Origin of the sequence: Sellimonas catena, from assembly GCF_027924685.1 — a bacterium.
GTDB classification, from domain to species: Bacteria; Bacillota; Clostridia; order Lachnospirales; family Lachnospiraceae; genus Sellimonas; species Sellimonas catena.
On record NZ_BSBO01000013.1, the window covers coordinates 35886 to 49014 of the forward strand.

A 13129-nucleotide genomic window follows, 5' to 3' on the forward strand; every position below is an offset into this window, starting at 1 on the left:
TCATCGGCTCTGCTCCTGATGCCGGTTCTTTACTTTGTCCTTCGATTTCTTTGGCATCATTGCTCTGTAAGTTGCAAGACGCTTGTGAATAGAAGGCTTATTCGCTTTTTGAATCTGTTTCTGGGAAAACTCACGGAAAGCAGCATTGAGGGCATCCTGATCACGTCCTTTAAAAAACACCAGATACATCGGTGGATCTTTACTCTTATCTTTTTTCAAAGCATAATTGATCCCGTATTTTCTGGCATAACGTTCAAAGGACTTGATATTCTTATTTGTGATCTCGATATTGACCATCCCGGCATTTTGTTTTGCCAGCTCTTTTACCGTGACCTTTCCCTGTTTCGGCTGATTCTTCTTCGCTTTCTTCTCTACCGATTTCTGCTTCTGATGACGCAGATAAGCAGCAAGAACCTTTTTCAATAAATCTGCTGTTACTTTGGTAGTCCGAATGCAGAACGTGACCGTTTTCTGAGTTACCTCTTCCTGCATGATTTTCCCTCCTTTCAGCGATTTAACTGCTGTCCAGATCTGTAATCATGGCAACCACCTCCTTCATTCTTTACTCTTCCTCCGCACACAACGCTTTAAAAAATTCTTTTCCTTTTGGTGTAACCAATGTCTGTGAACCAAGATGTCCATTGTTAAAATAGTCTTTTACAATAAACAGATCATTGTTCTTCTCCACCGCATAGGGTAACAGCGTGCCGGATGGACTCCTATATAGAAATCCTCTATTTAAAAGAAGTTTCACAAATTTTCTTTCTGGAAATTCAATCTCTTTTGCCGTCGTTCGAATATTGGTGCATTCTCCTGTAATCATGAAATGATCATAATAATCTGCTTTTGGCTGCATATCCTTTACACGATTTTGCAATTCTCGATTTCGATTGTTTTCTGCCAAAAGTCTCTCGGCAAATTCCAAAAGAAGTTCCGGGTTATCTTTTACCCTGTCTAAAAGATCGGTCTCTAAATATCCGCCTGTTTTCCTAATAGCCGGAAGTACCTCATCAAATACCCACTTCTCAAAATTCTGTGCTGACTTTAAACGACTTTTTGTAATCAGCCGATATACATCTCCCTCTGGAATAAAAATCATTGGCTGTACCCCACCTGATGTAAGGACGCCCCGTTTCAGGGCCCCCTTGCAATGAACATTTATCGCATTTCTTGGTTTTGCATATCCCAAAGCAAATGCTACATCCATTCCAGAAAATAAAAGTCTGCCTCCATCTTCAATCATACGGATGGAACCAAACTCCGAATTGTGAAACTCTGTGATTTTATAATCCGTCTTCTCCATCCTCTTCTCCATCCTCTTCTCCTCCTGAACCGGCAAGTAACATCAAACCATTTTCAATGATTGTGCTCCTAATAAACTCTGCTACATTCACGGTTAAATAACCAAGATATTCTGCAAGGAAACTACTATATTCCTCTTCTGTCAACAATTCCTCCAGTGCTTCCAAATGAGCTGTCACTTTAGAAGTCTGCTTTCCGCCAAGCAGCTTGCCTAATATTTCTGTAAATTCCTCTGTGTCACATGACTCAAACATACATAAGATCATCTCCATTGTTGTTTCCAAAACTAAACGATCCATTTTCATTTTTGTCAGCTCTTCCATTGTTTTCATGGAAGTCATAAGTGCATCGCTTGTCATATGTTCTGTATTGATTCTTCCTTCTGAATCAACCAATCCTATTGCAAATAATTCTAAAAAGTATTTTCTCATAAATCTTGTCCTCCTATCGAAATGGCATTTCTTGTTCAAGTTCTTCTGGTATATCGAATGGAATCTTCCTCTTCTCTGCTGGTTGAAATCCGTCAGATTCTTCTTTTTTTGTTTTGGCTTCTGCAAACTCTACATTATCCATAATGACTTCGGTATAATAGGATGCAGTTCCAGTCTGTTCATCTTTGATCTGAGAGATTACCAACTCTCCGGAAAGAGCAATCTTAATTCCTTTTTCAAGATATTTCTCCACAAATTCTGCATTATTTCCATAAGCTGTGATCATCACTACAAATGCTTTGCTTGTGCGATTTCTTTTTACTACCAGTGGAAACCTAGATACTTTGGTTTGTCCCTTTTGCGTAGATGTCAGCTTAGTTTCTGGATCTCTGGCAAGTCTACCCATTAAAACAATCGTATTCATTCTTTTTGTCCTCCCTTTCTTCCTGCAACACCCTTCCCTGGTATTTCAAACAGGATAATAATCTGTGCATTTTCTGCACGAAAAAATGAGGAATGGATTCGAACCATTCCCCACTTGCTACAGGATTTCTCCTGTAATATAAATAAGAAAATCTAAGTATTCACATTTGGGCTTTGTCTGTACATATACATCTGATCGTTATCATTCCAGATAACCCGGCTGTAAAAATACAGTCACAGTCTCTGTTTCAGCAGAGGTCCTGTACCCTTCGGTGGTATCATTATTGCTTCGCTCTTCCCGTAGGAGTCTTCGCCTGCACGAGCCGGATTATCTCCGGTAAGCATGTTCCTCAAGATGTATCAGCTCCTTCAATTGTCAAGGTGCAATCGGAAGAACTGTCTGAACCTCTTTTACGTTTGTGATTTTTGGAAATCAGAGGATTTTCAATTTGCCTTCCATATACTCTGTATTGGGAGCGACAAAATCGGACATGATTTTAGAAATTTTTTGAAATTATTTTTTGAAGTGTAAAAAGATATAAAAAAAAGATGCCAGGATTTCTCCTGACACCATAGTGACTATGCCAACTTCGTGCCCACTGGGCACAAGGTTGATTGTATTATTCTTCATTTCCTAATGATATTGGTTCTTTCTTTGTTTTCTTGTTTTTAGATATCATCTTATGACCTGTGTAAATAGCCATAATCATACAAAGCAAAGAACTTGCCGCAAAATATTTATGGCTTGATTTTGAACCTTTATATCCGCTATAAAAAGTTCCTAGCATCGTTATCAATGCTCCGACAGACCAATATTCATGAGCTTTCATTCTAACATCTCCCTTTGTGTTAATTTTAATATGTACCGTTTGATGAAATATGCAAACAGGAATTTGGAACGTGCTTTATAAATTTTTTCCGATCCCCTCAAGTTCGTTCATGGAATCCTTGTTTTTTTCAAGTTCATCTCTGGCTGTTGCATAATATGATTTTTTGAAAAGCATATCCCATGAAAGATATTTTGCCATACAGTCAAACTGCTTATCAATCAGCTCATACTGGATACTGTCTACGGGAGAACCGCCTACAACAATCGTGCCAACTTTTTTATTTTTTAACTGCAATCCACGGCAGTAGCACTTATCAATGATAAGTTTCAATTGTGCTGACATTCCCCACCAATAAACTGGTGTAGCAAAAAGAATCATATCTGCGGCAGCAATTTTATCAATTGTAGGATTTGTATCATCCTTATCGACGCATCCCTTAGAGCATTGACAGACACCACATCCCTTGCATGGTGCAATGTTGAGTTTGTCAGGTTCAATGATTTCAATTTCATTCTTTTCTGATGCTCCTTTTATAAATGCATTGATTGCTGTCAGCGTGTTTCCTTTTCTGGCACTTCCATTAATGATTACAATTTTCATGCGTGTATCCTCCAACTTCCGATTTCATGATATCATTTCTAATACAGATTTTACCGTATTTTTCAGATTCAGTCCATCTTTTAATCCCATTCGATAGAAAAATTCTTCTGTTTCTGCTCCACTGCTAAAAATTGCATTACAGTATTCCGTAATCACTTCTTCCTGTTCTTGGGATAACGTTTCCAGTAATTTCTGGTATTTCTTATCAATCTCACTTACTGGCTCTTTATCCTGCTTTAACTTCCATTCTGAATATGCTTTCCCCATATGCTCTGTAATTGTCAGATTCACAAATTCCTGCACTTCCTCGGATATGGTGCTCGCAGATTCCTGTTTATCTTTCTTTTTATCATTTGATTTTTCAAGTGTCGTGTCATCAATATAACGAATGATTTCTCGAATATTTGACTTCATCGACTGCAGATATCCTTTCATCAGCACAGCTACTTTTCTAGCATCCGATTTTTCGGTTTCTTTTTCCAGCATATAAAACTCTTCCAGTTCTTTCAGAATATCCATCCCTGCTTTCATCTGAAATTCCACCTCAAGCAAATCATCCATCACTTTATATAATTCTTCCATTGTTTATTTCTGCCTTTCCATATAGCGCCACTATATTTTCCACAATCATCCAAAAATAAATTCCTGTAATCCACATTTCACAACTTCAATTACTGCAACTATCCCCATACCGATATGTGGGAGTAGAACAAACACTACTGTCGTAATAATCGCTGATTTCATTGTCCAGTCCGTACTGATTCCAAACCCAATACTCAAAACTTCTGTCACAACAGAGATTCCGGCTATCAGATAGCAGAATCCAGCAGATAACCCAACCAGGAACACCAGCACAATATTCACCGCTGCAAGTACCAGCCAAACAGGAGCTGCAATAATTCGAAATGGCAGTTTTATCATAAATCTCAACATAATTCTTCCTCCTACTTTGTGCCCAGTGGACACAAGGTTATTTTAGCATATCTGCCAGATATGACTATCTCTTTTTAAACTTCGTGCCCAGTGGGCACAAAGTTCTTACCTGTCTGGAATATCCTTCCCCCAGTACATGTCATGTCGAACTTCAGCATCATAAAACTGATTGATTGTTGCAGGAGCGTTATACAATACCGTCAGCATATACTGCCGGATATTCTTCACTTTGCTTGTACTCCTGTCAAGACTGAAAAACACATACTGGATGTGTTCATACCCGACTTTGAGCAAACGGCTCTTGACCACTTGTGTAGGCACAGCTTCCCCATTGATCTGTTGATATGTCTTTGTCGAACATATTGCATCCAGCATCAGCTCTACCAGCTCTTCTACTCGTCCAGTTCCATAGCTCTGACAAAGGATCTCATATTCGATATTATCATGAATTAACTGTCGATACTCATTTCTCTCCTGTATCCTATCTCTCCCTTTCTCTTGTTCAGATAGATATTGATAAGATTCATTCTCACTAAATTCAGTATAATTATATTCAGTATTATTACAGTTTGTTTTTGAAACTTCTTGAAGTTTGTTTTCTAAACTTCTTGAAGTTTGTTTTTCAAACTCCTTGAAGTTTGTTTTTGAAACTTCTTGAAGTTTATTTTTCAAACTTCCTGAAGTTTGTTTTTCAAACTTCTGTGTATTTACGGGCTTTTCCGGCTCTTTTTTTGCATATTCTTCTATTTCTGTCTCTGTATTTTCTTTTCTCTCTGCTACATTTTCCGGTGTTTCTTCCGAATCAAAGATTGCTGGCTCATCTGGATATTCTGTCAGGCTGAAATTTTTCACGTAAATAACATTTGTTTTTCCAAGTCCGATTCGCCTCTTCTCAATCAATCCAATCCCTTTTTCCTGATCCAGCTCTTTTAGACAATTCACAGCCTTATTCCTGCCACAGTTAAGCATTTCCATAATCTCTTCCACCGAAAAGAAAATATATGCCCTGTCCTCTTCATCAAACCACCGGTTCTTGATGGACAGTGACATCCGGTCTAACATCAGTCCGTACAGCACCTTTGCTTCGCAGGAGAGATTTTTAAAATATTCACTTGTAAACAGCAGTTTGGGAATACGATAAAAACTGTACATATCGCATTCCATTCCTTGAAAATAATGGAATGTTGCTCTTATACTCATGACACATCCCTCCCTTCGTACTTATCAATGATTCTGATTGCTCCATTCCTCCAAAAGCTGACATATAACAGTCCGTATCTTCTGTTCATCATACTCTGGAGGAAAATACTTCTTAATTTCATCCTGTTTTAATGTTACCGTTGTTTTCTTTTTACGCTCTCCTATAACCAGGAGCCGCACAATCTCTTTTGTCAGCGTTTTTTCTTCTCGATGTTGCCTTATTTTTTTTGCCTGTTCCAGACTTGGATATTTTCCGGTACTCTCATGCACTTCCTCCACCATCTCCTGTTCTGGAACCGTAAGGTAGGAAAGCTCTACACCTACCTGCAATCCGATTACATCACGATCTACTGCGTTTAATAGGTCATTCATCAGATAAGTAAGCCGGATATAGCGATACACCTGCCTTGCACTGTCATTTGCGTTCTTTCCAATGTCTTTCGCACTGATACCGCCTGATGTTCCCTGATGATTCATTGCTTCCATCTTCATACGGTAAGCAAATGCCTTTTCACTTGGGAGTATATTAGGTCTCTGCAGATTGCTGTCTACCATCGCACGGACAGCTGTATCTTGATCCATATTTCTGATAATAACCGGAACCTCTTTAAGACCAGCAAGTTGTGCCGCATGTCTCCTTCTGTGACCGGCGATGATTTCATATTCACCATCACCCAGCGGTCGTACCAGTAATGCTGTAAGAATTCCCTCTTCTTTCACACTTTCCACCAGTTCCGCCATTGCCTCATCATCATTTACTTGAAATGGATGGTTCTCGAAAGAATGTAAATGCTCAAGTGAAACCTGCTGGATATCGTTCGTTTCTTCTCCTCCTCCAAGTAATTCATCATAAGATGTCAGTTTTATCTTCGATGCACTTCTACCTTTCATCCAAAAGCACCTCCTGTGTCATCTGCCAATATGCAGCCGCTACTTTTCCTTTTGGATCATGCTCAAATATGCTGATTCCTTCCGCACTGATTTCAGCTGCTCGTACTGAAAATGGAATACTCTGTGGAAAAATCTTAATCTGGTTTCCATATGTATCAAAAATCAGATCAGATATATCTCTTGCATAGTTCGTTCGGTTATCCACCATTGTGATCAATATACCTCCAATTTTCAGTTGTTTGTTCAGCTGTCTTCGCACCTTTCCTATCGTCCGTATCAGCTGTTCTAGACCCTTTACAGGAAGATAAGCCGCCTGGACAGGTATAATAACTGCATCGACACTGGCAAGTGCATTGATCGTCAGCATTCCAAGTGATGGCATACAGTCAATCAATATATAGTCGTATTCTTCTCTCATTCTTTCTATATATTGTTTTAAGACAAGTTCCCTGCTCATAATATTTACAAGTGAAACTTCCATTCCAGAGAGTTCGATGTTTGCCGGAATCAAATCAATTCCTTCCTGGTGATGTAAAATTCCCAGTGTATTTTCAAATAGTTCATCTTCTACAATCTTTGTCAGAATAGTAGCCAGTGTGATTGGTAATTCATCTGGGTTATGATACCCAAGACTTGCTGTCATACTTCCCTGCGGATCATTGTCAATCACAAGCACTTTCTTCCCTGCTTTTGCAAGTCCGACTGCCAGATTCACGCAACTTGTTGTCTTGCCAACCCCGCCTTTTTGTGAACACAATGCCAGCACTTTACAATCCTTCATTACTTTCTCTTCCATCCTTTTTATCCTCCCATAAATAACTTGAACCTTTCAGCATCCATAATGCTGCTTCCAAAAATGCAAGATACCGTTCTGTCATACTATCAAGAACCGGTTCTGAAATAACTGGTTTTTCAGACTTCAAATCTTTTGCCACATCCTCCAAAACCAAACTCATTTCCTTCATTTCTGACCGGATAATCTCAATTGTTTCTTTCTTTCCAACAACACATACCTGATTGTAAATGCATGATCGGACGATATAATCCTGTTTTTTCATTCCGCTCACTTTCACTCGTTCTTCGATTGTTGCTTTTTCATAAGAATTCACCCGAAAAGAAATGGTCGTTGTGTTGTGTTTTCCATGTCTGTCACCAGCCATCGCTTATTCCTCCTCTTCCTCATGTTTCTTATCTAGCAAACCTGCTAATTTACTCTGTGTAGACGGATACAGATGTGAATAAGTGTTCAACGTGGTTTCCACCTTTTCATGTCCAAGGCGTTCTGCAATCTCCAATGGAGCCACCCCCATATCAACCAGCATACTGGCATGGGAATGGCGGAGATCATGAAGTCGTATCCGCTTTACACCAGACCGCTCGATTCCGGTAGCCATACAATGTTCCATATGCGATTTGGTAAACCGAAAAAGTCTTTCCTTTTTCATAATTCCATACAAATGACTGCAATACTCCCGAAATTCCTCTGCAAGAAAATCCGGCATCGTAATCACACGGATACTCTTTGGAGTTTTCGGCTGCGTGATCATATCCTTTCCTTTCAGTCTCTGATAAGATTTATTGATTGATATGGTTTTCTCTTCAAGATTGATGTCATTATAAGTAAGTGCAAGCAATTCACCGATACGCATTCCGGTCCAGTACAACAAAAGAAACGCCATTCTTGTCTCCGGCTTATCACTTACTGTCTCCAGAAAAGCATTGAACTCTTCCTGCATCCAGAAGTCCTTCGGTTCTCCTTTACTCTTGCCAATCGCTCCTGCCTTCCTGCAGGGATTATCCTGCAGGTTATAATACCGCATTGCATAATTGAAGATTGCAGTCAGCTGGCAGTTCACTGTTTTCAGATAAGTAGGAGAATATCCTTTTCCATTCTTATCCTTATACGTCAGCAACTCATTCTGCCATGCACGGACGTCTGCCACCGTAATTTCACTGAGAATCTTCTTTTCAAAATAAGGCTTGATTTTCAGGTCAATAATATATCGCTTCGTGTACATAGTGTTTTCTCTGAGACGGACATCCATATCTTTGTAATAAATCTCCAGAAAATTTCCAAATTCAATATCCACACCCTGGCTCTGCTGTTGCAGGAAATCTCTTTCCCATTCCTTAGCTTCACCCTTGGTCCTGAATCCTCTTTTCTGTTTTCTTTTCCGATTTCCCTGCCAGTCTTTGTAATAGACCTGTACTTTCCAGTTTTTTCCTTCTTTGTAAACCCCCATTGCTAATCCTCGACTTTCATGCCATAAATCTTTTCTGCCAGGAATTTCGTAGAGATTTTTCCAGCTACTACAATATAGCCTTTTGCCTTCAATTCTTTGTTGTATTCTCGCATCAGACTATATGCATAAGTTTTTGAAACTCCAAGAATTGCACACACATCATCCACATCCATATACATTTTTTCCTGCATCATACTCATACCGCTTTATCCTCCTTCAAATACTGCTCAACATGTTCCAGACCATAGATCTTGTCCTCTACATAGCGGGTTGGCACCCGACCGAGAATCACATAATAGTTCTTGCTTGCCAGATCGGCATTCATTCTTTCCACTACCCGGTAAGCAAACGAAACTGATAATCCAAAGAGTTCTGCAATGTCTTCCACTGATAAATACATTTTTCTCTTACGCATGAAACCATTCCTTTCCCTCTTCCTGTGGAATCTCACAAGTATCTTCTACTCCGTAGAAACGCTTCACAAAATACTTTGTCGGAACTTTTCCTCTAAGCGTCAGGTAGCCCTGTTCTTCCAGTTCCTTGTTCAGATTTCCGATGATTTCATAAGCCGATGTCTGTTTTACTTCCAGAAGTTCACATATATCGGCTGCCTTTAAAAATAATTTATTCTGCATAATCAGTACCTCCTGTGTTTTGAATATTTATCTCTTCATATACTCTGTACTGGCAGATGCAAAATCGGACATCATTTTCCGAAATTTATCAAATTTTCTTGTTTTTTAATTCTCCATCAGTGTGATTACTGTGTCATGGAGTTTAAGCTCATCGAAAGTAAAGAACCTTTCTGTGGTATCTGTTTTCTAAATGCAGGCAACAAAAAAACAGTCTGCCTTGACGAAAATCACTTCAATCAAAACAAACTGTTCTTCATATTTACTCTAATTTTATTTTATGAGAATAACCGATTTCACGAAATTTGCAGGTGAATCTGGAATATAAACAAGAGAAAAAAATAATTTTTAAACTCCATTTGCACTCCATTTGGTCTTTTCGACACCCCGCAAAGCCTTTATTTATGGGCTTTTCCGCGATTTTTCAAGCTACTCAAACTCAATCGTTCCTGGTGGTTTGCTTGTCAAATCGTAGAATACGCGATTGACTCCTTTCACCTCGTTGATGATCCTGCTCATGACTTTCTGAAGCACCTCAAACGGGATATCAGCTGCTTCAGCTGTCATGAAGTCGATCGTTTTTACTGCTCTAAGTGCCACTGCATAGTCATAGGTTCTTTCATCTCCCATAACTCCAACAGAACGCATATTTGTGAGCGCTGCAAAGTACTGATTGACTTCTCTTGCCAGTCCTGCGTTTGCAATCTCTTCTCTGTAGATTGCGTCTGCATCCTGCACGATCCGTACTTTCTCAGCTGTAACTTCTCCGATGATACGGATTCCAAGTCCCGGTCCCGGGAATGGCTGACGGAATACCAGATCTTCCGGAATGCCGAGCTCCAGTCCTACTTTACGGACTTCGTCTTTGAAAAGATCGCGGAGCGGCTCGATGATTTCTTTGAAATCAACAAAGTCCGGAAGTCCTCCTACGTTGTGGTGGGATTTGATCACTGCGGATTCTCCGCCAAGCCCACTCTCTACAACGTCCGGATAAATCGTTCCCTGTGCGAGGAAATCTACGGCTCCGATTTTCTTTGCTTCTTCCTCAAATACACGGATGAATTCTTCGCCGATAATTTTCCGCTTCTGTTCCGGTTCTGTCACGCCCGCAAGTTTGTTGTAATATCTTTCCTGTGCGTTAACACGGATGAAGTTCAAGTCAAAGTTTCCTTCCGGTCCGAATACTGCTTCTACTTCATCTCCTTCGTTTTTACGAAGAAGTCCATGGTCTACAAACACGCATGTCAGCTGTTTTCCGATCGCTCTGGAAAGCAGTCCTGCTGCTACGGAAGAGTCAACACCGCCGGACAGTGCCAGCAGAACTTTGCCGTCTCCCACTTTTTCTCTGATATCTGCAACTGCATTTTCAACAAATGCGTCCATCTTCCAGTCGCCTGAACATTCGCAGACACCGCGTACGAAATTGTACAGCATCTCTTTTCCGCGGACTGTATGAAGTACTTCCGGATGGAACTGAATTGCATACAGCTTTTTCTCTGCATTTTCAGCTGCTGCAACCGGGCAGTCTGCTGTGTGGGCCGTAATCTCAAATCCCGGCGCAACCTGTGCAATATAATCAAAATGGCTCATCCAGCATGTTGTAGAAGCTTCTACACCTTCAAACACCTTGGAATCTTTCTTATCAATCAAAACCTCGGTCTTTCCGTACTCTCTGACTTCTGCTTTTGTTACCTTTCCGCCAAGCACATGCATCATCAGCTGTGCTCCGTAGCAGAGTCCAAGAACCGGAATACCGAGTTCAAATAACTCTTTTGTATATGTCGGAGAATCTGCCTCATAGCAGCTGTTCGGGCCGCCGGTCAGGATGATTCCCTTTGGATTCATTGCCTTGATCTTTTCAATATCAATACGGTAGGAATAGATCTCGCAATATACATTACATTCACGAACACGTCTTGCCACCAGCTGGTTGTACTGTCCGCCGAAGTCAAGCACAATTACTAATTCGTTTTTCACGGGTTACCCTCCTTCTTTTCCTTTGTGGTTCTTCTATTATAGAATAGCACCCTCTGATTTACAAGTGAATTTTCCGAAAATGGGCGAAACACATTTTCTTTATAATTCATACATCAAATCATCTGGCACATTTCACAAGTAATAAATTTTTTGTCGTACCTCACAGTGTTATTCAAGAAAAATCACTCATTCTTTTTCAAAATCTTTTACACTTAAGAATCAGCTGTAAATACCTAAAGCGATAAAGCGGCCGCGGTCGTATTACACGACATACGCAAGCTTACACATTCTGCATTGCAATATCATCACTCATAACATACTCTTCCTTGGAGCCATGATGGTTCGGATTACTTAACAGGGTGTCCTGCAAAGATTCTTTTAATTTGTCACAACAAGGTTTAAAAGACAAATATGTGATTCCTCCGCCAATAACGCCACCGACTACAGGAATTGCTTTCTTGAAAAATCCTGCAAATACCTGTTTTGTCATATTAACTCCAAACCATTTTGAGACACTTCTTACGATAGGATACACGGTTCCTTTCGTCAATGCAGCTGCCATCAGCTTCTTTTCAACCCCTTTACCTAAAGCTGTAGCCATCGCTTTTATAGCTGTATTAGCCCCTTGTACACCATACATTACTCCCAGACATATTATTAAAAGGTTCATGGTTTCAGAATCAAATTTCACTCCAACTTCTTTCGTATCAATCTCCGGAAATCCGTACAAATACATCAGCTTTTGAGCTGCCCGAAGCATATAACCATAATACTGTGCCAGATCGGCTGGGATGGTAGCAACCATCGCAACACCTCCAGTCATACCAAGCGCTGCTGAAATCCCAGATACACAATTACGCTCATACTGAATGACTTCATCCGCAACCTTATCAATATCAGCCGCTGAAATTCCAGCCTGTGCAGGATTACAACGAATAGCCTTTTCAATTACATCTTGAGGATAATTCTTTTGAAATTCCCTCCTCAGGAAATCAGCCCTGTCTACGTTTACTCCCGGTGTCTTCAGCCCGATAATAATAAAGTCTTCGATATCGATTTCTCCATTTCCATTGGCATCAACTACATTAATCACCGACTGTTTTGACTTATCAACCGAAGTTTTCGCTTTATCTGCAACCTGTGCAGCTGTCGTTCCTACACTTTTTACTGCATGTCCTAACGTTTTCCCTATTGTTTTATTGGTATCTGAATTCTGTGAGGTTGACTCCCCGCTCCTTTTCCCCACATCAATCCATTTTTCACACCCCGAATACTTTTCCAGTTCCTCCACCGTCAGATCCACGGCGCTATGTCCGCTTCCTGCCGCCGGATATACCCGCTCGAAGCGTTTCAGAGATTCGTCCAGATAAACCGGGATGCCTGGTTTGGTTACAAACGGGCAGACACCGCCCGGCTGATGGCCTACAGCCTCTTCCACCTGATCCCATGGAATCATTTTGGCTTTCTGGTGGAACTGTGCTTTGTACTTCTTATTATCGATCTTGGTGTCGCCTGCCAGGACAATGAGAATCGGGGCGTCGTCCACAAAAAAGGACATGGTTTTCGCGATCTGACACGGCTCACAGCCTATCGCCAGCGCCGCCTCTTCCACGGTAGCGCTGGACTCTGCAAGATCCATGACCCGTTCTCCCATTCCATCCTCTTCA

At 40.6% G+C, this 13129-nt stretch carries 17 protein-coding genes and 1 pseudogene; all 18 read right to left on the reverse strand.

Features of this window, described 5'->3' with window-relative positions; all coding sequences use genetic code 11:
- Window positions 1-492, reverse strand: a complete 492-nt coding sequence (locus Selli1_RS07435; RefSeq protein WP_026650181.1) for a PcfB family protein — start codon at window positions 490-492, stop codon at window positions 1-3.
- A gap of 70 nt (window positions 493-562) precedes the next feature.
- Window positions 563-1315 carry a phage antirepressor KilAC domain-containing protein gene (locus tag Selli1_RS07440; RefSeq protein WP_227147546.1) on the reverse strand — a complete coding sequence of 251 codons (753 nt, stop codon included), beginning with the start codon at window positions 1313-1315 and terminating at the stop codon, window positions 563-565.
- Window positions 1284-1733: a hypothetical protein gene (locus Selli1_RS07445; protein ID WP_118726027.1), complete on the reverse strand. Its 450-nt coding sequence runs from the start codon at window positions 1731-1733 to the stop codon at window positions 1284-1286. Before Selli1_RS07445 ends, Selli1_RS07440 begins: the two co-directional genes overlap by 32 nt.
- Before the next feature lie 13 nt (window positions 1734-1746).
- Window positions 1747-2157 carry a single-stranded DNA-binding protein gene (locus tag Selli1_RS07450; protein WP_049946959.1) on the reverse strand — a complete coding sequence of 137 codons (411 nt, stop codon included), beginning with the start codon at window positions 2155-2157 and terminating at the stop codon, window positions 1747-1749.
- A 619-nt stretch (window positions 2158-2776) separates the two neighbouring features.
- Window positions 2777-2986, reverse strand: coding sequence for a DUF6219 family protein (locus Selli1_RS07455; RefSeq protein ID WP_009300563.1), 210 nt, complete (start codon window positions 2984-2986; stop codon window positions 2777-2779).
- Between the two features lie 75 nt (window positions 2987-3061).
- Window positions 3062-3586 carry a flavodoxin family protein gene (locus Selli1_RS07460; RefSeq protein WP_008119059.1) on the reverse strand — a complete coding sequence of 175 codons (525 nt, stop codon included), beginning with the start codon at window positions 3584-3586 and terminating at the stop codon, window positions 3062-3064.
- Between the two features lie 24 nt (window positions 3587-3610).
- Complete coding sequence (locus Selli1_RS07465) at window positions 3611-4168, reverse strand: hypothetical protein (protein ID WP_118726028.1); 558 nt, start codon at window positions 4166-4168, stop codon at window positions 3611-3613.
- Window positions 4169-4213: 45 nt separating this feature from the next.
- Window positions 4214-4519, reverse strand: coding sequence for a hypothetical protein (locus tag Selli1_RS07470; protein ID WP_028087788.1), 306 nt, complete (start codon window positions 4517-4519; stop codon window positions 4214-4216).
- A gap of 105 nt (window positions 4520-4624) precedes the next feature.
- Window positions 4625-5719 carry a replication initiator protein A gene (locus tag Selli1_RS07475; protein ID WP_028087787.1) on the reverse strand — a complete coding sequence of 365 codons (1095 nt, stop codon included), beginning with the start codon at window positions 5717-5719 and terminating at the stop codon, window positions 4625-4627.
- Between the two features lie 24 nt (window positions 5720-5743).
- Window positions 5744-6610 carry a ParB/RepB/Spo0J family partition protein gene (locus Selli1_RS07480; RefSeq protein ID WP_026650282.1) on the reverse strand — a complete coding sequence of 289 codons (867 nt, stop codon included), beginning with the start codon at window positions 6608-6610 and terminating at the stop codon, window positions 5744-5746.
- The gene (locus Selli1_RS07485; RefSeq protein ID WP_026650281.1) at window positions 6600-7406 is read right to left on the reverse strand and encodes a ParA family protein; all 807 of its coding nucleotides are present in this window, start codon (window positions 7404-7406) and stop codon (window positions 6600-6602) included. The genes Selli1_RS07480 and Selli1_RS07485 overlap by 11 nt, the downstream gene beginning before the upstream one ends.
- Entirely contained in the window at window positions 7378-7770 is a 393-nt protein-coding gene (locus Selli1_RS07490; protein WP_138343957.1) for a plasmid mobilization protein, read from the reverse strand. Before Selli1_RS07490 ends, Selli1_RS07485 begins: the two co-directional genes overlap by 29 nt.
- A 3-nt stretch (window positions 7771-7773) precedes the next feature.
- A complete protein-coding gene (locus Selli1_RS07495; RefSeq protein ID WP_024854000.1) occupies window positions 7774-8853 on the reverse strand; it encodes a site-specific integrase in 1080 nt (359 codons plus the stop codon).
- A 2-nt stretch (window positions 8854-8855) separates the two neighbouring features.
- Window positions 8856-9053 carry a MerR family transcriptional regulator gene (locus tag Selli1_RS07500; RefSeq protein WP_024853999.1) on the reverse strand — a complete coding sequence of 66 codons (198 nt, stop codon included), beginning with the start codon at window positions 9051-9053 and terminating at the stop codon, window positions 8856-8858.
- Window positions 9050-9268 carry a hypothetical protein gene (locus Selli1_RS07505; protein ID WP_008393122.1) on the reverse strand — a complete coding sequence of 73 codons (219 nt, stop codon included), beginning with the start codon at window positions 9266-9268 and terminating at the stop codon, window positions 9050-9052. Before Selli1_RS07505 ends, Selli1_RS07500 begins: the two co-directional genes overlap by 4 nt.
- On the reverse strand, window positions 9261-9488 hold the full coding sequence (locus tag Selli1_RS07510) for a hypothetical protein (protein ID WP_008705329.1): 228 nt from the start codon (window positions 9486-9488) through the stop codon (window positions 9261-9263). Before Selli1_RS07510 ends, Selli1_RS07505 begins: the two co-directional genes overlap by 8 nt.
- 426 nt (window positions 9489-9914) lie before the next feature.
- Entirely contained in the window at window positions 9915-11462 is a 1548-nt protein-coding gene (gene guaA / locus Selli1_RS07515; protein WP_138373305.1) for a glutamine-hydrolyzing GMP synthase, read from the reverse strand.
- Window positions 11463-12687: 1225 nt separating this feature from the next.
- Window positions 12688-13116: pseudogene (locus Selli1_RS18500) on the reverse strand (YbaK/EbsC family protein); the annotation flags it as partial.
- Window positions 13117-13129 lie beyond the last annotated feature (13 nt).